The 21,048-nt window shown below is 67.6% G+C and carries 16 protein-coding genes; 7 read left to right on the top strand and 9 right to left on the bottom strand.

What is annotated here, in order from left to right; all coding sequences use genetic code 11:
• Positions 1 to 99 precede the first annotated feature (99 nt).
• The 3 genes from EO141_RS12245 to EO141_RS12255 all read left to right on the top strand — a co-directional run bounded on the left by EO141_RS12245 (position 100) and on the right by EO141_RS12255 (position 4,484).
• Positions 100 to 1,947: an assimilatory sulfite reductase (NADPH) flavoprotein subunit gene (locus tag EO141_RS12245; protein ID WP_127169326.1), complete on the top strand. Its 1,848-nt coding sequence runs from the start codon at positions 100 to 102 to the stop codon at positions 1,945 to 1,947.
• A 108-nt stretch (positions 1,948 to 2,055) separates the two neighbouring features.
• Positions 2,056 to 3,762, top strand: coding sequence for an assimilatory sulfite reductase (NADPH) hemoprotein subunit (gene cysI, locus EO141_RS12250; protein ID WP_104648894.1), 1,707 nt, complete (start codon positions 2,056 to 2,058; stop codon positions 3,760 to 3,762).
• On the top strand, positions 3,759 to 4,484 hold the full coding sequence (locus EO141_RS12255; protein ID WP_104583686.1) for a phosphoadenylyl-sulfate reductase: 726 nt from the start codon (positions 3,759 to 3,761) through the stop codon (positions 4,482 to 4,484). Before cysI ends, EO141_RS12255 begins: the two co-directional genes overlap by 4 nt.
• Positions 4,485 to 4,613: 129 nt before the next feature.
• On the opposite strand, the gene EO141_RS12260 is transcribed toward EO141_RS12255, so the two are convergent.
• The 3 genes from EO141_RS12260 to EO141_RS12270 all read right to left on the bottom strand — a co-directional run bounded on the left by EO141_RS12260 (position 4,614) and on the right by EO141_RS12270 (position 8,812).
• The gene (locus EO141_RS12260; protein ID WP_127169327.1) at positions 4,614 to 6,179 is read right to left on the bottom strand and encodes a PepSY domain-containing protein; all 1,566 of its coding nucleotides are present in this window, start codon (positions 6,177 to 6,179) and stop codon (positions 4,614 to 4,616) included.
• Positions 6,179 to 8,182, bottom strand: a complete 2,004-nt coding sequence (locus EO141_RS12265; RefSeq protein ID WP_164739187.1) for a TonB-dependent receptor — start codon at positions 8,180 to 8,182, stop codon at positions 6,179 to 6,181. The genes EO141_RS12260 and EO141_RS12265 overlap by 1 nt, the downstream gene beginning before the upstream one ends.
• Before the next feature lie 195 nt (positions 8,183 to 8,377).
• A complete protein-coding gene (locus EO141_RS12270) occupies positions 8,378 to 8,812 on the bottom strand; it encodes a DUF2946 family protein (protein WP_127169329.1) in 435 nt (144 codons plus the stop codon).
• 285 nt (positions 8,813 to 9,097) lie between these two features.
• Between EO141_RS12270 and EO141_RS12275 the strand changes: the two genes are divergently transcribed.
• Positions 9,098 to 10,294, top strand: coding sequence for a GAF domain-containing sensor histidine kinase (locus tag EO141_RS12275; RefSeq protein WP_104583689.1), 1,197 nt, complete (start codon positions 9,098 to 9,100; stop codon positions 10,292 to 10,294).
• A 545-nt stretch (positions 10,295 to 10,839) separates the two neighbouring features.
• On the opposite strand, the gene EO141_RS12280 is transcribed toward EO141_RS12275, so the two are convergent.
• A complete protein-coding gene (locus tag EO141_RS12280) occupies positions 10,840 to 11,121 on the bottom strand; it encodes a hypothetical protein (RefSeq protein WP_119131050.1) in 282 nt (93 codons plus the stop codon).
• 528 nt (positions 11,122 to 11,649) lie between these two features.
• The gene (locus EO141_RS12285) at positions 11,650 to 12,633 is read right to left on the bottom strand and encodes a LysR family transcriptional regulator (protein ID WP_104583691.1); all 984 of its coding nucleotides are present in this window, start codon (positions 12,631 to 12,633) and stop codon (positions 11,650 to 11,652) included.
• A gap of 163 nt (positions 12,634 to 12,796) precedes the next feature.
• Here EO141_RS12285 and cobA point away from each other — a divergent pair, with 163 nt between their 5' ends.
• The 3 genes from cobA (at position 12,797) to EO141_RS12300 (ending at position 15,901) form a co-directional block, all read left to right on the top strand.
• Entirely contained in the window at positions 12,797 to 14,002 is a 1,206-nt protein-coding gene (gene cobA / locus EO141_RS12290; protein ID WP_127169330.1) for a uroporphyrinogen-III C-methyltransferase, read from the top strand.
• Positions 14,003 to 14,018: 16 nt separating this feature from the next.
• Complete coding sequence (cysK, locus tag EO141_RS12295) at positions 14,019 to 14,978, top strand: cysteine synthase A (RefSeq protein WP_127169331.1); 960 nt, start codon at positions 14,019 to 14,021, stop codon at positions 14,976 to 14,978.
• Positions 14,979 to 15,361: 383 nt separating this feature from the next.
• Entirely contained in the window at positions 15,362 to 15,901 is a 540-nt protein-coding gene (locus EO141_RS12300; RefSeq protein WP_024938170.1) for an O-acetyl-ADP-ribose deacetylase, read from the top strand.
• 163 nt (positions 15,902 to 16,064) lie between these two features.
• Here EO141_RS12300 and EO141_RS12305 read toward each other — a convergent pair whose 3' ends face one another.
• From EO141_RS12305 to EO141_RS12325, 4 genes are all read right to left on the bottom strand, one after another.
• Positions 16,065 to 17,069: a class I fructose-bisphosphate aldolase gene (locus EO141_RS12305; RefSeq protein ID WP_104583694.1), complete on the bottom strand. Its 1,005-nt coding sequence runs from the start codon at positions 17,067 to 17,069 to the stop codon at positions 16,065 to 16,067.
• A 296-nt stretch (positions 17,070 to 17,365) separates the two neighbouring features.
• The gene (pyk, locus tag EO141_RS12315) at positions 17,366 to 18,832 is read right to left on the bottom strand and encodes a pyruvate kinase (RefSeq protein ID WP_104583696.1); all 1,467 of its coding nucleotides are present in this window, start codon (positions 18,830 to 18,832) and stop codon (positions 17,366 to 17,368) included.
• A 338-nt stretch (positions 18,833 to 19,170) separates the two neighbouring features.
• A complete protein-coding gene (locus EO141_RS12320; RefSeq protein WP_127169332.1) occupies positions 19,171 to 19,824 on the bottom strand; it encodes an HAD family hydrolase in 654 nt (217 codons plus the stop codon).
• Positions 19,821 to 20,996 (bottom strand): phosphoglycerate kinase, encoded by a 1,176-nt coding sequence (locus tag EO141_RS12325; RefSeq protein ID WP_104583698.1) that lies wholly within the window; start codon positions 20,994 to 20,996, stop codon positions 19,821 to 19,823. The genes EO141_RS12320 and EO141_RS12325 overlap by 4 nt, the downstream gene beginning before the upstream one ends.
• Positions 20,997 to 21,048 lie beyond the last annotated feature (52 nt).

The following is a 21,048-nucleotide window of genomic DNA, read 5'->3' on the forward strand; positions in this document are numbered from 1 at the left end:
CCAAATAAGCGGCCGGCATAACGCGATAACGGCTCATCCTTTCTGGCCGCGGCAACGCATCCCTAACATCGCTGGTCTCATCAACCGCCCTGGATCCGAATGACCGCCGCCAGTTCCGCGCTACCGCCCAGCCCCTTGCCCGACGAGCGCAAGGCGCTGCTGGAACGGTTGGTCGACGGCCTGGATGCCGCGTCGCTGTGGTGGCTGTCCGGCTACACCGCCGGCCTGGCGCAGGGCCAGCCGCCGCGCTCGCTGGCGGTGTTGCCGGGCGGCCAGCCGCATGCGCCGGCGCAGGAGAGCCAGCGCCTGACCGTGCTGTACGGCAGCCAGACCGGCAATGCCCGCCGGGAAGCCGAGCAGCTGGTAGCCGAGGCCGAGGCCGCCGGCCTGAGCGTGCGCCTGCTGCGCGCCGACCAGTACCCCACCCGCGAACTGACCAGCGAGCGGCTGCTCTACGTGGTCATCAGCACCCAGGGCGAGGGCGACCCGCCGGACGATGCGATCGGGCTGGTGGAATTCCTGGCCAGCCGCCGCGCGCCCAAGCTGCCCGAACTCAGGTACGCGGTGCTGGGCCTGGGCGATTCCAGTTACGCGGAATTCTGCGGCATCGCCCGCCGCATCGACGACCGTCTGGCCGAACTTGGCGGCAGCCGCGTGCAGCCACGCGGCGAAGCCGATCTGGATATCGACAGCGTCGCTGCGCCCTGGCGCGCACAAGCGCTCAAGCACGCACGCGAACACCTCAAGAGCGGCCCGCCATCGGCCACCATCACGCCGTTGCGCAGCAGCGCGGCCGCGCCGGTGTGGTCGCATCAGCAGCCCTTCCCTGCCGAATTGCTGGCCAGCCAGATCATCAGTGGGCGCGACTTCAAGGGCCCGGGCTTTCGCGTCTACGCACAGCCCGGCAAGCGCGTGCGGCATCTGGAATTTTCGCTGGAAGGCAGCGGCCTGAGTTACGAGCCCGGCGATGCGCTGGGCATCCGCCATCGCAATCCGCCCGCGCTGGTGGATGCGGTGCTGCAGACGCTGCGCCTGGATGGTCATGCCGCGGTCACCGTCGGCGAAGAGACGCTGGCCTTGCACGAGTGGCTGGCCACCCGGCGCGAACTGACCAAGCTGTCGCGGCCGCTGCTGGCCGCCCATGCCGAGCGTGCACGCGCCGACGAGCTGCAGGCGCTGCTCACCCCGACCCAGACCGCCGGCCTGGCGTCACTACTCGCCGATCACCAGCTGATCGACGTGCTGCGACGCTGGCCGGCGGATTGGGACCATGCCAGCCTGCTGGCCGCGCTGCGTCCGCTCACCCCGCGCCTGTACTCGATCGCCTCCAGCCGCAAGCGCGTGGGCGAGGAAGTGCATCTGGTGGTGGACGAACTCACCTACCAGGCGCACGGGCATGCGCACCTGGGCTCGGCCAGCGGCTTTCTTGCCGCACTGCGCGAAGGCGATACCGCGCCGGTCTACATCGAGCCGAACGAGCGCTTCCGGGTGCCGGCCGATACCGATCGCGACATCCTGATGATCGGCCCGGGCACCGGCGTGGCGCCGTTCCGTGGCTTCGTGCAGGAACGCGCCGAAACCGGCGCCAAGGGCCGCAACTGGCTGTTCTTCGGCGCCCAGCATTTCAATACCGATTTCCTCTATCAGGCCGAATGGCAGCAGGCCTTGCAGCGCGGCGAACTGCACGCGCTGGAAGTCGCGTTCTCGCGCGACCAGGCGGAAAAGATCTACGTGCAGCATCGCCTGCGCGCGCGCGGCGCCGAGGTCTATGCCTGGCTGCAGGGCGGCGCGCACCTGTACGTCTGCGGCGCCATCGGCATGGGCAAGGACGTGCACGCCGCCCTGCTCGACATCGTCGCCACCCACGGCGCCCTGGATGCGGAAGCCGCCGCGGCGTATCTCACCCAGCTGCAGGTGGAGGGGCGGTATGCGCGCGATGTCTATTAGGGCCGGGAATCGGGAGTGGGGAATCGGGAATCGGTACAGCCCGCAACTGAATTCTCCCGGCAGACCAAGCCGCTTCTTACGATTCCCCATTCCCGACTCCCGATTCCCATGACCCATTCCGTCGAAGACATCAAATCCGAAAGTCGCCGTCTGCGCGGGTCGCTGGAACAGAGCCTGGCCGATGCGGTGACCGGGGCGTTGCGCGAGGACGATCAGACCCTGATCAAGTACCACGGCAGCTACCAGCAGGACGATCGCGATATCCGCGATGAGCGGCGTCGGCAAAAGCTCGAACCGGCGTATCAGTTCATGATCCGCACGCGTACGCCGGGCGGGGTGATCTCGCCCACGCAATGGCTGGCGCTGGATGACATCGCCACGCGGTACGCCAATCATTCGCTGCGCATCACCACGCGCCAGGCGTTCCAGTTCCATGGCGTGATCAAGCGCGAACTCAAGGCGACCATGCAGGCGATCAATGCCACCTTGATCGACACGCTGGCCGCCTGCGGCGATGTCAATCGCAACGTGCAGGTCGCTGCCAATCCACTGCTGTCGCAGGCGCATGCCACGCTGTATGCCGATGCCGCGCGGGTGTCCGAGCATCTGTTGCCCAATACCCGGGCGTATTACGAGATCTGGCTGGACGAAGAGCGCGTGTCCGGCTCCGGCAGCGAAGAAGAGCCGATCTACGGCGATCGTTATCTGCCGCGCAAGTTCAAGATCGGTTTCGCCGCGCCGCCGCTCAACGATGTGGACGTGTTCGCCAACGATCTGGGCTTCATCGCGATCCTGCGCGAGGGCGAGTTGCTCGGCTACAACGTCAGCATCGGCGGCGGCATGGGCGCCAGCCACGGCGATGCGGAAACCTGGCCGCGCGTGGCCAATGTCATCGGGTTTGTCACCCGCGACCAGTTGCTGGAGGTGGCCACCGCCGTGGTCACCACCCAGCGCGACTTCGGCAACCGTGCGGTGCGCAAGCGCGCGCGCTTCAAGTACACCATCGACGATCATGGCCTGGACACCATCGTGGCCGAGATCGAACGCCGTGCCGGCGTTGCGCTGCAACCTGCCAGGCCGTTCGCGTTCGAGCACAATGGTGACCGCTACGGCTGGGTCGAGGGCGACGACGGCCTGTCGCATCTGACCCTGGCCTTGCCGGCCGGGCGCATCGCCGATACCGACACCGCCGCGCATCTGAGCGGCCTGCGGGCGATTGCGCAATTGAACGTCGGCCAGTTCCGCATGACGCCCAACCAGAACCTGGTCATCGCCGGGGTGCTGGCCAGCGAGCGCGCACGCATCGATGCCCTGGTCGCCCAGTACGGCCTGGATGCCGGCAATCGCGCGCCCACCGCGCTGGCACGCGGCGCAATGGCCTGCGTGGCGCTGCCGACCTGCGGCCTGGCGATGGCCGAGGCCGAACGCTACCTGCCCGACTTCAGTGCGGCATTGCAGCCGGTGCTGGAACAGCACGGACTGGCCGACACCCCGATCGTGCTGCGCCTGTCCGGCTGCCCGAATGGCTGCTCGCGCCCGTATCTGGCCGAGATCGCGCTGGTGGGCAAGGCACCGGGCCGCTACAACCTGATGCTGGGCGGCGATCGCCGCGGCCAGCGCCTGAACACGCTGTACCGCGAAAACATCACCGAAGCGGACATCCTCGCCGCGCTCGAGCCGCTGCTGGCGCGTTATGCGGCCGAACGCGACCAGGCCGGCGACGAAGGCTTCGGCGACTTCCTGCACCGCAGCGGCCTGATCGCGCTGCCGCCCTACCCCACACACCGTCACCTCGACCTGGAACTGCTCGCATGACCGCGCTGCCCGCTGCTTCGATCACTGCATCCGCGCTGGACGACCTGGACGCGCTCAACGCGCAGCTGGAGGGCCTGCACGCCGACGAGCGCGTGGCCTGGGCACTGCAGCACGGCCCCCAGGAGGCGGCGCTGTCGTCCAGTTTTGGCGCGCAGTCGGCGGTCACCTTGCACCTGCTCACCCGGCAGCGCCCGGACATTCCGGTGATCCTGGTCGATACCGGTTACCTGTTCCCGGAAACCTACCGGTTTGCCGACGCGCTGGCCGACCGGCTCAAGCTCAACCTCAAGGTCTATCGCCCGCTGGTCAGCCGTGCCTGGATGGAGGCGCGCCACGGCCGCCTGTGGGAACAGGGCATGGTCGGCATCGACCAGTACAACAACCTGCGCAAGGTCGAGCCGATGCGCCGCGCCTTGGACGAGCTCAACGTGGGCACCTGGTTCACCGGCCTGCGCCGCAGCCAGTCCGGCGGACGTGCACAGACGCCGATCGTGCAAAAGCGCGGCGAGCGCTACAAGGTCAGCCCGATTGCCGACTGGACCGACCGCGACGTGTGGCAGTACCTGCAGGCGCACGACCTGCCGTATCACCCGCTGTGGGAACAAGGCTACGTGTCCATCGGCGACTTCCACACCACGCGCCGCTGGGAACCGGGCATGCGCGAAGAAGACACGCGCTTCTTCGGGCTGAAGCGCGAGTGCGGCATCCACGAGGACATCTGAGCACCACGCATCGCGCGCTCGTTACGAAGCTTGCATGCACCACCATGCGTCGAGTTTCCCGATGCACACACCGCCAAGCGCGTCCCTGCCTTGGCGAGTCCACAGCGCATTGAGGTGACGCGCACGTGCTCATGGCGCGGGAACACGCGCCTGATTGCGCTGCATCCAGTAGCGATCCATCACCCACATCAGCACCAACGACACCCCGACCAGCGGGAAGATCAGCCCGCAGATCGCCAGCAGCACCAGCAGACCGCGCAGCGTGCGCGGATCTGCCGGCAACGGCGGCACGCCCAGGCCGCCGACCGGGCGACGTTTCCACCACATCACCGCCGCGCTCACGCACAGCAGCACGATCGCCGCGCACGCCAGCAACAGGATCAGCTGATTGGCCGTGCCGTATTGCTGGCCCAGATGCACGTTGATGCCCCATTCCAGCGCGCGTCCGACCGGCCCGTAATCGCGATAACGCATGTCCAGCAGCACCGCGCCGCTGTACTGATCCAGATGGATCACGCGCTGATGCTGCAGGTCGGCCGGATACACCGAAGCGGTGTACACGCCGGCGGCACCATGTGGCGGCGAGACGCTGTAGCCCGGCACGATGCCGAGTGCGTCGAAGCGCGCCATCGCCGCATCCAGCCCGATTGCACCGCGACCCGGCGCTGCGACATGACCGGTGCCGCCGTGGGCGGCATGTTCCGACTGCACCGCGTGTTCTGACGGGCTTGGCTGTTCAGCGTGTTCCGCGTGTTCCGCGTGTTCCGCGTGTTCCGCGTGTTCCGCGTGTTCCGCATCCGCCAGCGTCACACCCGCCCGCCCGTCATGCAACCCCTCATCCACCCCCACGGCTCCACGCCCAGGCACCACAGATTCCGGCATACGCGCCTGCCGCAACGACCACGCCGGATCGGTCGTCTCGGACAAGCGCTGTTGCGACATCGGCTGCTGCACCCGCAGACCGGCCGGGTAGCCGATGTCCTGCCCGTTGACCCAGCGATTGACCTGCGCGCCCCACAGCCACGACCATGGCATCCCGGTCAGTGCCAGGAACAGCAACACCGCACCGACGCCCGCGCCGGTGACCGCATGCAGATCGCGCCAGAACAGCCGTTGCGCGGGCTTGCCGCGTACGCTGACCACCCCACCGCGGCGCCCGCGCGGCCACCACAGATACACGCCGGTGAGCACCAGCACGATCGCCCAGCCGGCCGCCATTTCGATCAACCCGCGCGCGGACGGCCCGACCAGGGCGAGACTGTGCAGCCGGCGAATCGTCCAGGCCAGGGTGCCATGCTCGGGCAGCGTGCCAAGCACGCGCGCGCGGTAGGGGTCGACATACACCACCTGCCGCGCACCGTGCGTATCGACCAGTCCGATCTCGGCGCTGGCATCGGCGCGGCTGGGCGTGGTGTAACGAAACAGGGTGCCGCCATACCTGCGCTGCGCCGCATCGACCAGGCGTTGCGCGGGCGCCCGCACCTCGCCTACCGGCACGACCTTCAAGCCGTGGTGCACGCTGCGGTCGATCGCATCCTGGTACAGAAACGCCGCACCGGTCAGCGCCAGCCAGACGATGAAGGGCAACACCAGCAAGCCGGCATAGAAATGCCAGCGCCACACCGCGCGATAGAAGCGCCAGCGGCCATCCCGGCGCGGTTCGGTGACGCTGTCATCGACCATGATCGCGCGCATCAGAAGCTCCAGTCCCACGACAGCGACAGCGCACGTCCATCACCAGGCGAATAGCCGGAACTGCCCGTGTCGTACCACGCGTAGACGTAGGCGCGATCGGTGACATTGCGCAGCTGCAGGCTGAGCGCATTGCGCGCATCCACATTCCAGCGCGCGCCCAGATTGAGCAGGGCGTAACCACCGGTGCGGCCCAGCGTATTGCTGCGCTCCAGATAATAATCGCCCTGCGCAGTGCCCCAGGCGCTCAGCTGCACGGCCGCAGTGAGTTGCCACTCCAGCCCGGCGGTGGCCAGCCAGTGCGGCACGTTCTCGATCTCCTTGCCGCGCGTGGCCGGCGCACTCGGGTCCGGCGTGGCGATGCTGGCCTTTTGCCGCGAATACGACATCCAGGCCCGCCAGTGTTCGGCCGGCTGCAGGTTCAGTTGCGCATCCCAGCCGCGGCGCAGCGTGCGCCCGACATTGGCCACATCGCCGGCACCGGCCACGCCATTGACGCCCAGAATGGTGGCCACCTCGCCGGAGGCGCGTTGCTCCCAAAACGCCAGGCGGCCGTCCATCACCGCCGATGGCGCGAACTTGAAGCCGGCTTCCCAACCGTCGTTGATCGACGGGCCCAGATTGCCGGGCTGACGCCGGTACGCACCATCGCCGCTGCCGATCTGGAACGTCCGCCCCCAGTTGGCGTACATGCTGCTCTGCCCGGCCAACCGGTAGCTGGCACTGAACTTGGGCTGTTTGATGGTGCCGTAGTCGTAAGTCGGTGCGTAAATACCGGCACGCACATCGTGCAGCTGCCCGGCGACGCGGTCGATGCGATAGCCGGGCACTAGCTGCAGCCGCTCGATCGGCGTCAGCACCGCCTGCACATAGGCGCCGCGCGTGCGCAGGGTGTACTCCCAGTCACGCAGTTGCGCACCCCGCACCCGTGCCACGGTGCGGTAACGCTGCGACTGATTGTCCTGCCATTGCGCGTCCACGCCGGCTTCGAGATTGGCCGCCAGCGCGCCCGAATCCGGCTGCCAGTTGCCGCGCAACAGCAGGCCGCGGTGGGTTTCGTCGGTATTGCGTTCCTGCTGCAGGCCGGCGGCGGAAAAGCGCACCCAACGCCGATTGCGGTAGTCGTTCTGGTAGGCCTTGGCGCTCCACTGCGCAGCGGCACCCAGTGTGCCGTCCGCATGCAACGCGGTCTGCCGCAGCTGGCGTTCGCTGCGGTCGTCCTGCGCATAGCCCGGCGAACTGCGTGGCGCCGCAAGCGCAGTGGCTGCATCCAGATAACCCGCTTCCAGCGCATGATTGTCGTAGTACCGCGTGGTGAGCCCGGCCCGGAATGCGCCATCGGGGTCGGTATAGAACCATTTGCCGGCCACGCTGCGTTTGCGCGCGTCGGCATGCTCGCGATAGCCATCGGAGTCGCGCCAGGCCAGCACATAGTTCTGGCTCCACGCGCCCTGTTCGAAACCCTTGCCCAGCTGCACCTCGCGCGCACCGAAACTGCCGGTCGTCACGCTCAGCCGGCCATCGTTGCCGCCGGTACGGGTCAGCACATCCACACTGCCGGCGATCGCATGCAGACCGTAGCGCGCATCGTTGGTACCGCGCACGATCTCAATCGCGCTGATGTCCTGCGGAAATACGGCATCCAGATACGGCATGCCGCCGGCGTTGTCGTTGCTGGGGATGCCGTCGATCAGCAGCTTCACCGCATTGATGCGCCCCTCGCCATTGAAACCACGGAACGAGAACCGCCCCGCATCGGTGCCCATGCGGAACTGGGTGACCTGCACGCCCGGCGCACGCATCAACAGCTCCCAGCTGTAGTCCACGTGTTGATCGTGCAGCAGCTCGCCACCGATCACATCCACCGAACTCAGCACGCGTGCCGTGCTCGGGCTGCGCTGGGGTTGCGCGCTCACCTGCACCTTGCCCAGGGTCAATGCCGCATCCTGCGCCTGCACAGTGCAGGCAGGCCCCCACACCAGCGCCAACGATGGCGCGTACCACAGCGTTTTCAATAATCGCAACCACATGACCACCCCTTTGCCGTGCCGGCACGGCAACACCGCCGTGCGCCGCGGCATGACGGCGGGCACAGGCATCACTTCAGGAAGACGGGGCGTCCGTGCAACTGCGTGCAGGCGTGCCAGACGATCGGGCACGCAATCGCCACACCGCAGCGGACGCCCGCAATGGGGCCAGACTCACGCGTGCAGCGGCGGCCCACGTGCCCCGAGTGCGGCCCAACGCACCATCGTTGCCGGGCGTGCCTGCCGGTGCACCGGCGCTGGCGCCGACAGCCGGTGCAGCAGGCACAACACCAACAGCGCCAGCCACGGCAGCAGGCGCGCGGCCAGCACGCAGTAATCGCAGGCTTCGCCGTGGATGGTGGCGTGCTCGCCGGTGTGCGGCTTGTCTGGCGATGCAGCGGTGGGATGCTGATGCGCGGCTGCCTGTGCCGGCAGGGCGTGATGGTCCGCATGCAGCGAACCGCCCGCGTCCAGCACCGGCCCGCTCATGCACATCGGCTCGACCGACGGCGCCTGGCTCCAGCGGCTGATCAGCGGCGCCACCAGCATCAGCAGCACTGCCAGACAGGCAAGCAGATGCAGGCAGGGGTGGCGACGGAGCGAGGGCATTGCGCGAGTGTAAGCCGCCACATGCCGCGGGGGCGATGGTGGCGGCCGGTGCGCGACCGCTTGTCGCACCCGCCGGCACCGCTCACCCTGCCCACCACAAGGGCCGATGGCGGAGTCCACGCCCGCCCCCGAACCGCGCCGACACACAGGGGCAACCGTGGAAGGCCATGCACGGCGGTTGTCGAGGCCGGTAGTCACAGTTCCGGCAGTGGACATGACAGCGCCTACGTGGCCGGCCCTGGCATGCCCTATGCTTGTACATCACTCCTGTCATCCTGCGCGCGCATGAGCACCGTCCTGTCCGATCAAGCGGCCGAGCCCCTTCCCTGCGCTGCCAAGCCGCCGAGCGAGGCATTGCGCCTGCAGGCGCTGCGCAGCTACGGCATTCTCGACACGCCGCGCGAGGCCGCGTTCGAAGACATCACCAGGCTGGCCTCGATCATCTGCCAGACCCCGATCGCGCTGATCAGCCTGGTGGATGCCGACCGGCAGTGGTTCAAGAGCGAAATCGGCATGGGCGAGCGCGAAACACCGCTGTTCAAGTCGATGTGTGCGCATGCGTTGCTCGACAGCGACGTGCTGGTGGTGCCGGACACACGCCAGGATGTGCGCTTCGCACGCAATCCGCTGGTGACCGGCGAGGCACCGCTGCATTTCTATGCCGGTGCCGTGCTCAAGACCAGCGAAGGCCTCCCGCTGGGCACGGTCTGCGTGCTCGACCGGCAGCCGCGCCAACTCAGCGACGAACAGGTCGATGCGCTGCGCGCACTGGCGCGCCAGACCATGGCGCAGCTGGAGCTGCGCCGCGCGCTGCAGGTGGCCGAAGAATCCGACCGCTACCGCAGTCGCCTGATGGCCATCGCCGGGCACGACCTGAAGACCCCGTTGCGTACCGCCGCCTATGCCATCGACAAGATGCGCCGGCATGCCAACGTCGATTCCATCCCGACCCTGGTCACCGCGCGCGATGCGATCAATCTGGTGGCACGCAACCTCGACGAGCTGGCCACCCTGGCCGCCGCCAGCGAGACCGCCTCGCCGGATCTGCAGCCGCTGGCACTGGAAGATGTACTGCATGCGGTGCTGGGCGTGTGGCGGCAACCGGCGATCGACAAGTGCCTGGCCTTGCGCCATGTACCCACCTCGCTACGCGTGCGCAGCCATCCCACGCTGCTGACCACCTTGCTCGGCAACCTGATCGGCAATGCGGTCAAGTACACCGAACGCGGACGCGTGCTGGTCGGCGTCCGGCGTCGCCCCGGCCATGCGGTGGTGGAAATCATCGACAGCGGCATCGGCCTGAACCTGGACCACCCCGAACAGGTGTTCCAGGCCTTCCGCCAGGCCGACCCGCGCAGCGACGGGCTGGGCATCGGCCTGTGGATCGTGCACCGCACCGCCGAAACCCTGGGCTGCGAAGTGGATGTGCGCCCCCGCCCAAGCGGCGGCACCTGCTTTTCGGTACGCATCCCGCTGGCCTGACAACGGCGCTCGGCAGCGCCGCGCCAGACCGCCGCCACCGCGCAGCAGATGGCGCTGGCTTGCTGGCGCTGCGCAGACCGGCACGCTCCGGTCGATAGCGCAAAAAAAAGGCGGACCCGGGCTCCCGACCCGACTCCGCCGCCAAGCACGCCAGGTCTCTCCCCAGGGACCCGGGTGCGCCGGTCGTTCCCGTGCGCAGCCTCGCGCAACGGTGCTGCGACAGCGCTGGCAACCGCTTGACGACACCGACAAACAGACCGGCCATGCGATGTACCGCATCGCCGGTCCCGCGCCGTCCACCCCTGGACGTTCGAGAGTGTCGCGTCATGGTTGCTACAAGGATTTACGACAGCGCAGCGCCCAACTTGACGCGGCCAGACCACACCGCCGCGGCCACCCTGACACCTGTAGGGAGAATCACCGACAGCGTGCAATCCAGTCGGCGCAGGCGTTTGGCCAGGCCATTGATAACACGATGGTTTTTCTGGAAAGCGGGCGCTGCGGCGCAGCATTGCGATTGCTTTCGCCGATCATCGTCGACCGTCTCAATCCTCCGAATCGGCCGCATCCTGGCGTGCGAACCAGTCCGCCGAATGCACCTCGTCTGCCGCAACCTCCAGCAACTGGCGCAACACCGCCAGCGGAATCTGCACCTGGGCGCCATCGGCCTGCACTGCCACCCAGAGCGACTCGTCCCGGGCATCAGCCAATACCGTCAGTACCGCATGCTCGCGTCCCTCGATGCTTGCCGACAGCTGCAACGCCATGCCGCCATCCTGATCGGGTAACCACAGCCGGCTCAGTGGTGGACGCAGGGGCTCGGTCATCGGTTTCAGCGCCTCACAGTGGCGAACGGGGAGCACGTGCAGTGAACCGGGTCGGTACACCCTGCACGCAGACCGCAGTGTACGAACTGTCGCCATCGATTCCGAACACCGACAGCCAGCGTGATGCAGTTGCACAGTTGCTACATGGACGTACTTGCGGCGTGTCCCATGCCCGTACGCGCGCAAGCGCCCGCAACCAGCACCGGCAGCCATCGCCTGCGGGGGCGATCGATGCGCGGTGGCGCAACCGGACGCGGCATCACGCCTCAACTCGTCACCGCAGCTGACTGGCAGGCAATGCCCCTGCTTTACCTGCAGCCACCGACAACACCCGGTGGTGCTTGCGCGCGTGCCGGTGTGGGACCTTGAGCGGCATGGATGCCGCGCCAGAGCCTACATGGACGTACTTGCGGCGTGTCCCATGCCGGTACGCGCGCAAGCGCCCCTCAGTGACGAAGCCCTCTCGCAAACCCCGCAGACGTCGTGAGCAAGCGTGGTCGATGCGCGCTGCAATCTTCGACAGGCGTTTCAGCTGGTAATTGTCTGGGTCAGGGATTCCCAGGTTGGCGGCAATGGCCAGGCCGGGGCCTGGTTGCCGTCCAGCACGCGGCGCAGGTCGCGCTTGTCGATCTGCGGCGCCAGCACATGCACCAGGTCCAACGCGTAGTCGCGTAGCACGCGGTCGCGCGGCAGCACCGCCCAGGCGATGCACTCGGCGATCGGCGCCGGTGCCGGCCAGGCGCGCAGGTCCTCGTCGCTGGCGCTGACCGCCATCTCCGCCACCAGGCCAACGCCGAGGCCGGCACGCACATAGGTCTTGATCAGGTCCGCATCCAGCGCGGTCAGCGCGATGCTCGGCTCCAGCCCGACCTGCGCGAACGCGCGCTGCAGCGAGGAGCCCGGCCGCGTGGAGGATTCGTAGCTGATCAACGGGTGCTGAGACAGGGCCTGCATGTCCGGCGCGGCACGTGCCTGGTCCAGTGGATGGCCGCGCGGCACGATCACCAGCCGACGCCAGCGATACAGCGGCACCGCGATGCCGGCGCTCGGTTCGCCACCGGCGGTGCTGACCACCGCGATATCCGCATCGCCCTGGCTGAGCAGGTCCAGCGCCGCGCTTTCGGCGGCCTGCTGCAGATGCACGCTGACCTGCGGATAGGCGTGCTTGATCTGTGCCACCGCCGGCGGCAGCACGAAGCGCGCCTGGGTATGGGTGGTGGTCAGGGTCAGCTGGCCCTGGCTCTCGCGGCGCTGGTTGGCCGCATAGGTGCGGATGTTGTTGGCTTCCGACAACACCGAGCGCGCGCGCTCGATCACTTCCACGCCGGCCGGTGTCACCGCATCCAGGCTGCGCCCCTTGCGCACGAACAGCAGAAAGCCCAGCTCGTCCTCCAGCTGCTTGAGCTGCTTGGACAGACCGGGCTGGGTCGCATGCACGCGCGCGGCCGCGAGCGTGATGTTGAGCTCGGCATCGGCGATGGCGACCAGATAACGAAGTTGGGTCAGCGTCATGGGCTTATATCCAAAAAAGCGCGAGGCGCCACGAGGAACTCGACTGTAGAGGAGTTCTGCAGGCCAGCTTATAACCGAACGCTATTTTCAGGGTGTATGAAGTCATTTCCGACGGCTATATGCCGGCGTTACGGTCTGGCCCTCCCCTCTCGATGCGCTGTCCGTGCCCTCTGTGTTCCCGCTTCTTGCCGACCTGCGTGGCCGTGCCGTCCTGGTGATCGGCGGCGGCGCCGAGGCCGAGCACGCCACCGCCGCGTTGCTGCAGGCCGGCGCACTGCCGCTGGTGGGCGCACCGGAACTCAGCCCGCAGCTGCGCGCCTGGGCGCAGGCCGGGCGGCTGCGCTGGCTGGTGGGACGGTTCGAGCCGGCCTGGCTGGACCTGCCCGATCAACCGGTCTGGCTCACCATCGCCGCCAGCACTGCGCCCGACCTCAACGACGCGCTGCACGCCGCGGCCAGCGCGCGGCGCCTGCTCACCCACGACGCCGCACCCGCCGCTTCGGACGCCCAACCTGCGCGGTCGCCGGCGCCCCACACCAGGGTCGGCCAGCTTTCCCCCGGCAGCGTGACCCTGGTCGGTGCCGGCCCCGGCGACCCCGGCCTGCTCACCCGGCATGCCCTGCGTGCGCTGCGCCAGGCCGATGTGCTGCTCTACGATCGCCTGGTCAGCCCGCAGATCCTGCAACTGGCCCGCCGCGACGCCCTGCGCGTGGAAGTCGGCAAGGCCGCCCAGGGCCACAGCACGCGCCAGGAACAGATCCACGCACTGATGCGCGAGCACGCGCGCGCCGGGCGCCGCGTGGTGCGGCTGAAGGGCGGCGACCCGTTCGTATTCGGCCGCGGCGGCGAAGAGCTGGAATTCCTGCGCGCGCACGGCATCGGCTTCCAGGTCATCCCCGGCATCACCGCCGCGGTCGCCTGCGCCGCCTACGCCGGCATTCCGCTCACCCATCGCGACCATGCGCAATCGCTGCGGCTGATCACCGCGCACTGCAAGGATTCGCTGGACACACTGGACTGGCAGGCGCTTGGCCAGGAACGCCAGACCCTGGCCTTCTACATGGGCGTGGCCGGCCTGGAGAGCATCCAGCAGCGCCTGCTGCAGGCAGGTCGCGCGCCGACCACTCCGTTCGCGCTGGTGGAAAACGGCTCGCGCCCGCAGCAACGCGTGATCACCGGCACGCTCGCCGGCCTGGCCGCCACCGCGCAGCAGCACGCGGTGCGTGCGCCAGCCCTGCTGATCCTGGGCGAGGTCGCCGGGCTGGCCGCCAGCCTGCACTGGTTCGGCGCCGCGCCGTTGAACGCGCCCCCGCCCCCGCACTCACCCATCGCAACGCCCGACGCGCCCACACTCGCCCACGCAGCCTGATTCCGACGGAGACCCCATGGCCCTGTACGACAACATCCTCGACACCATCGGCCGTACCCCGGTGGTCAAACTCCATCGCCTCGCTCCGGAACACGTGACCTTGTACGTCAAGGTCGAGTCGTTCAATCCGGGCGGCTCGGTCAAGGACCGCCTGGCGCTGGCGATCATCCTCGATGCCGAACAGCGCGGCCTGCTCAAGCCCGGCGACACCATCGTCGAGGCCACCTCCGGCAATACCGGCGTGGCGCTGGCGATGGTGGCCGCCGCGCGCGGCTACAAGTTCGTCGCCACGATGGTGGAAACCTTCTCCATCGAGCGCCGCAAGCTGATGCGCGCCTATGGTGCCAAGGTGATCCTGACCCCGGCGGCCGAGCGCGGCAGCGGCATGGTGCGCAAGGCCAGGGAACTGGCCGAGCAGCATGGCTGGTTCCTGGCCAGCCAGTTCGCCAACCCGGCCAATCCGGCCTACCACCGCAACACCACCGCCGCGGAAATCCTGCGCGACTTCGCCGGGCTCCGGCTGGACCATTTCGTCACCGGCTGGGGCACCGGTGGCACGCTCACCGGCGTGGGCGAAGTGCTGCGCGTGGCCCGCCCGGAAGTGCGCATCACCGCCACCGAGCCGGCTGGCGCTGCGCTGTTGCAGGGCCAGGACTGGAAGCCGCACAAGATCCAGGGCTGGACCCCGGACTTCGTGCCGGAAGTGCTCAACCGCGAGGTCGCCCACAAGGTGCTGAGCGTGGAAGACACCGACGCGATCACCGTGGCGCGCCGCCTGGCCGCCGAAGAAGGCATCTTCACCGGCATCTCCGGCGGCGCCACCGTCGCCACCGCATTGCGCGTGGCCGAAGGCGCGGCGCCCGGCGCAGTGGTGCTGGCGATGCTGCCCGATACCGGCGAGCGCTATTTCTCCACGCCGCTGTTTGCCGACATCAACGAAGGTTCCGACGACGATTGGCTGGCTGGTCTGCCTTGATCGATCACGTCGTTGATTTGCACGCACAGGCCGCGCCCATAGCGCGGCCTGTTTGCTTGTGGGTCCACCCAGGCATCGCCCCTGGCCTTCTGCGGTATGCGATTCCGTTGAAGAAGCGCGTCTGGGCAATGAATCCGGCCGCCACTACAGCGCCTGTTGCGCGCGCGTGCGGCGCCGGCCGTAAGTGCGCGACCGTCGGTGATACGGCCGGTCGGCGATTGAGCCGATCGATCGCATCGGGTTGTTCTCAAGCCTCCCTTGGCGCAGCCGCCACAGCCCTTTCCGGCAATCGCAGCGGGTGAGATGAATGGGCGATAGCGTGCCCGTTCCGCGACGCGCGCCCCATCACGCGTTCCTCATGCAAATCCCATAATTATCGCGCTATGAAGATCGAAGTCTGGCAAGGCGACATCACCGAACTCGACGTTGACGTCATCGTCAACGCCGCCAACGAATCATTGCTGGGCGGTGGCGGCGTGGATGGCGCCATCCATCGCGCAGCCGGCCCGCGCCTGCTGCAGGCCTGCGAAGCATTGCCGCAGGTGCGTCCGGGCGTGCGCTGCCCCACCGGCGAAATCCGCATCACCGACGGGTTCGACCTCAAGGCGCGGCATGTCTTTCATACCGTCGGCCCGGTCTGGCGCGATGGCAAGCACAACGAGCCGGAACAACTGGCCAACTGCTACTGGCAATCGTTGAAACTGGCCGAGCAGATGATGCTGCACTCGATTGCGTTCCCGGCCATCAGCTGCGGGATTTACGGCTATCCGCTGTACCAGGCCGCACGCATCGCCGTGACCGAAACCCGCGACTGGCAGCGCTCGCACAAGGTGCCCAAGCACATCGTGCTGGTGGCCTATAACGAAGCGACGTTCAAGGCCTACCAGCAAGCCCTGGCCGCGCAGGAAACCGCTGCCGCCTGACGCTCGCGATGCAGAAGGTAGGGATGACGAGCGCCGCGAGGCGCTCGTTGCATTTGGGCAGTTGCGCAGGCGCAGCGCGGTCCACGCAAACAAGAACGCCGGCATCGCTGCCGGCGTTCTCTTTGCTAAGTTCGATCCGCCCGCAAGGCGGCCGACACGGCGATCACCCCTTCCACTTGCCCAGTGCGGCCAGGCCGTTTTCCTTGGCGCGCTCATAGATGATCTGCTGCGCCTTGGCGACGTTGCCGGTCATGTCCTTGGCCCACAGCTTCAGCGCAGCCTGCTGCATCGCACGGCCATACGAGAAGCTCAGCGGCCACGGCAGGTTGCCGAGCTGGTGCATCTCGTTGAGGTGGGCGGTGGACTGCTCGTCGGTCTGGCCGCCAGACAGGAACACGATGCCCGGCAGGATCGCCGGCACGGTCGACTTCAGGCACATCACGGTGGACTCGGCCACTTCCTCCACGCTGGCCTGCTCTTCGCAGCCCTTGCCGGAGATGACCATCGAGGCCTTCAGGATGGTGCCTTCGAGCACGACATTCTGCTCATACAGTGCGCCAAACAGCGAACGCAGCGTGGCTTCGGTGACTTCGTAGCAGGTCTCGATGTCGTGGTTGCCGTCCATGATCACTTCCGGCTCGACCATCGGCACCAGGCCCTGCTCCTGACACAGTGCGGCGTAACGCGCCAGCGCGTGCGAGTTGGCCTCGATGCAGGTGCCGGACGGGATGTCTTCGCCGATGTTGATGACCGCACGCCACTTGGCGAAGCGTGCGCCCAGCGTGTAGTACTCCTCCAGACGCGCACGCAGGCCGTCCAGGCCTTCGGTGACCAGCTCGCCCGGCATGCCGGCCAGCGGCTGCGCACCCTTGTCGACCTTGATGCCCGGGATGATACCGTGGGCGGTCATGTACTCGGCGAACGGCACGCCGTCCTTGGTCTTCTGACGGATGGTCTCGTCGAACAGGATGGCGCCGGAGATGTAGTCGCTCAGCTTGGGCGTGGTCAGCAGCAGTTCGCGATAGGCGCGACGGTTTTCTTCGATGTTCTCGATGCCGACGCTGGCAAAACGCTTGGCGATCGTGCTGGTCGATTCGTCGATGGCGATGATGCCCTTGCCCGGGGCGACCATGGCCTGGGCGGTTTCGGCAAGCTGTTCGATGCTCATGTAGTTCCTGTGGCAGCTGCGGGGGAGAAGGAAAGTATAGCGACGAAAGTCGTACACATTCCTTCACGGAATGTCTGCAACCGATTACACATGTGCGGCATGACAGGATGTGTGGCGCTGCTCGCAGCGTGATGCGCGTGCCTCGCGCTATGCGCGCCTGCAGGCGCATCCCGCACCGCAGACCATGTCCCGCACAGCACAACGGCGACCCGCAGGCCGCCGCTGTATTTGCAGGCAACGATGGTGGGCCAGCGCGTGCATCGACCTGCGACGCACGCGCGGCTCAGGGCCAGGCGTTACAGCTCGCCCAGGCCGCTGGCGCGGCCGTCCTCGCCCACTTCCAGCAGGCGGAGCGTGTTGGTGGCGCCATGGGTTTCCATGTGCTCGCCGCTGGTGAACACCACGCGGTCGCCCGGTCCCATGCGCTCGTTCTCCACCAGCAGGCGGATCGCCGCACGTGCGGCTTCGCGCGGGGTCAGGCCGCGGCTGTCGAAGCTGATCGGGAACACGCCACGCATCATCGCCATGTGGCGGCGTGCGCCATCGTGACGGGTGAAGGCGTAGATCGGCATGTTGGAACGGAAGCGCGACAGGTAACGCGGCGTGCCGCCGGACTCGGTCAACGCAACCACGCCGGCCAGACCGATGTGTTCGGACAGGAACATGGTCGCCATCGCGATCGCCTGGTCGGCGCGCTGCAGATTACGTTGCGCCGCTTCGAAGTCGGTGTCGAACTCGAACTGGCGCTCGGCACCCAGACAGATGCGTGCCATCGCTTCCACCGCACGCACCGGGTAGGCGCCGGCCGCGGTTTCGGCCGAGAGCATCACCGCGTCGGTGCCGTCGATGACCGCATTGGCCACGTCCAGCACTTCGGCGCGGGTCGGGATCGGGCTTTCCACCATCGACTGCAGCATCTGCGTGGCGGTGATCACCACTTTGTTCTGCGCCAGCGATTCGCGGATGATCTTCTTCTGCAGGCCCGGCAATTCGGCATCGCCGATTTCCACGCCCAGATCGCCACGCGCCACCATCACCACGTCGGAGGCTTCGACGATCTCGACAAGGTTCTCGATCGCTTCGGTGCGCTCGATCTTGGACACCAGCGCGGCATCGCAGCCGTGCTGACGCGCGATACGGCGCGCATCGTTCATGTCCTCGGCGTTGCGGCAGAACGACACCGCGATGAAGTCCACGCCGATCTTGGCGACGATGCCGATCAGCTCCTTGTCGCGCTCGGTCAGCGCGCCCAGCGACAGGCCGCCGCCCTGCTTGTTCAGGCCCTTGCGATCGGACAGCACGCCATCGTTGAGCACGGTGGTGACGATGCGCTGACCCTGCACCTCGGTCACCTGCAGCTGCACCAGGCCATCGTCCAGCAGCAGCACGTCGCCGGCGGCCACGTCCTGCGGCAGGCCGAGGTAGCTGACGCCAACCTGGTGCTGGTCGCCCGCGGGCGCATTGGGGTCGGCCACCAGGTCGAAACGCTCGCCGGTGGTCAGCTTGATCTTGCCTTCGGCAAAGCGTTCGACGCGGATCTTCGGACCCGGCAGGTCGGCCAGGATGCCGACTTCGGCACCGACGCGGACGGCCGCGGCGCGCACTTCGGCAGCGCGCTTGGCCTGGCCGGACGGGTCGCCGTGGCTGAAGTTGAGGCGCACCACGTTGACGCCGGCCTTGAACAAGGCCTCCAGCACACCGGGCGGATCCGTCGCCGGTCCGAGCGTGGCAAGGATCTTGGTGCGGCGTTGACGTTCTTTCATGATGGCCTCCCTGTAAAAGCCGCGAAACTTAACACACGCGTCACCTACCGAGGATGGCATTGCGGCATAGCCACCCTCGCATTCCGGCATGTCCTGTAGACAGTGCGGGACAGTACGTACGCTTTCCGCAGCGCGCTGGGCGCGCGGCGGGTTGTTGCTGTGGGCTGCCACCCTAACGCGGCAGCGGTGAAGGTCCCACGGTTCGCAGCGGTCAGCAGACGACAGCGAGCGGACGCCGGGGCGCCGACGCTGCACGCCCCTCGCCGCCTGCGCATGCGGCCACGCCCGGGCGAGCGCCGGCCGCGCTCGCCTGGCAATGTGCGCGGCTGCGTGGTCCGTCAGTCCTGCCCATCGATCAGGGCGCGCAACTCGGCAGGGGTGCGCGCGATCGCACCCGCACCTGCGCCCCGCAGCTCGGCTTCGTCGCCGAAGCCCCACAACACGCCGATGCTATGGATGCCGTGATGGTTGGCGCCATCGATATCCATCCGGCGGTCGCCGATCATCACGCAGCCGGTCTTGGCAATGTCCAGGCGTCGCAAGGCTTCGGCAATCAGGTCCGGCTTGAAACGGCGCTCGCCGTCTTCGCTGGCCCCGATCACGTTCTCGAAGCACGCACCGAACGGCAGATGCTCGACGATGCGGCGCGCGTAACGCTCGTTCTTCGAGGTCACCACCGCCAGGCGATGACCGGCGCGCTGCAGGTCCATGACGACTGCACCGATACCGTCGAACACGCTCAGTTCGGTCCAGCCCACCGCGTCGTAACGCTGGCGATACGCTGCCAGTGTGCGCTGCACCAGCGCCGGATCATCGGGAAAACAGTCGGTGAAGCTGTCGCGCAGCGGCGGGCCGATCCACGCGCGCAGGGTTTGCGGCGAGGGTCGCGGCTGGCCCACCGCGTCGAAGGCATGCACGATGCTACCGACGATGCCCGGCTCCGAATCGACCAGGGTGCCGTCCAGATCGAAGAACAGCGTGGCTGTACTCACTTGCCGCGCGCCTCGAGCGCCGCCACCGCCGGCAGGGTCTTGCCTTCCAGGAATTCCAGGAACGCGCCGCCGCCGGTGGAGATGTAGGTGACGTCCTTGGCGATGTCGTACTTGTCCACCGCGGCCAGGGTGTCGCCGCCACCGGCGATCGAGAACGCCTTGGAGCTGGCGATCGCACGCGCCAGGGTTTCGGTGCCGTGGCTGAAGGGCTCGAACTCGAACACGCCGACCGGCCCGTTCCACACCACGGTGCCGGCACTGGCGATCAGCTCGGCGTAGCGCGTGGCGGTCTGCGGGCCGATGTCCAGGATCAGATCGTCGGCCTCCACCGCATCGAGCGACTTTACCGTCGCCTCGGCATCGGGCAGGAACTGCTTGGCGACGACCACGTCGGTCGGCAACGGAATCTCCGCGCCGCGCAGCTTGGCATCGGCCACGATCTGGTTGGCGGTGGGAATCAGGTCCGGCTCGCTCAGGGACTTGCCCACCGCATGCCCGGCCGCGGCGATGAAGGTGTTGGCGATGCCGCCGCCGACGATCAGCTGGTCGACCTTGTTGACCAGGTTGGACAGCAGCTCCAGCTTGGTGGACACCTTGCTGCCGGCCACGATCGCCAGCAGCGGCTTGGCCGGGTTGTCCAGTGCCTTGGCCAGCGCATCGAGTTCGGCCATCAACAGCGGGCCGCCGGCAGCCACCGGCGCGAAGCGGATCACGCCATGGGTGGAGGCCTGCGCGCGATGCGCGGTGCCGAAGGCGTCCATGACGAACACATCGCACAGCGCGGCGTACTTGCGCGCCAGGGTTTCGTCGTCCTTGCCCTCGCCGACGTTCATGCGGCAGTTTTCCAGCAGCACCACCTGACCCGGCGCCACCTCCACGCCATCGACCCAGTCGCGCACCAGCGGCACGTCCACGCCCAGCAGCGCGGTCAGGCGCGCAGCCACCGGCGCCAGCGAATCCTCCTCGGTCCAGCTGCCTTCCTTGGGGCGGCCCAGGTGCGAGGTGACCATCACCGCGGCGCCCTTTTCAAGCGCCAGCTGGATGGTGGGCACCGACGCGGTGATGCGCTGCTCGGAGGTGATCTGGCCGTTGTCGATCGGCACGTTGAGATCCTGGCGGATCAGCACGCGCTTGCCGGAGAGATCGAGGTCGGTCATGCGGACGATGGACATGGGGTCAGCTCGCTAGGTCTGGGGAATGGGGATTCGGGAATCGGGATTCGGG

Origin of the sequence: Xanthomonas sp. BRIP62415, from assembly GCF_003993515.1 — a bacterium.
GTDB classification, from domain to species: Bacteria; Pseudomonadota; Gammaproteobacteria; order Xanthomonadales; family Xanthomonadaceae; genus Xanthomonas; species Xanthomonas euroxanthea.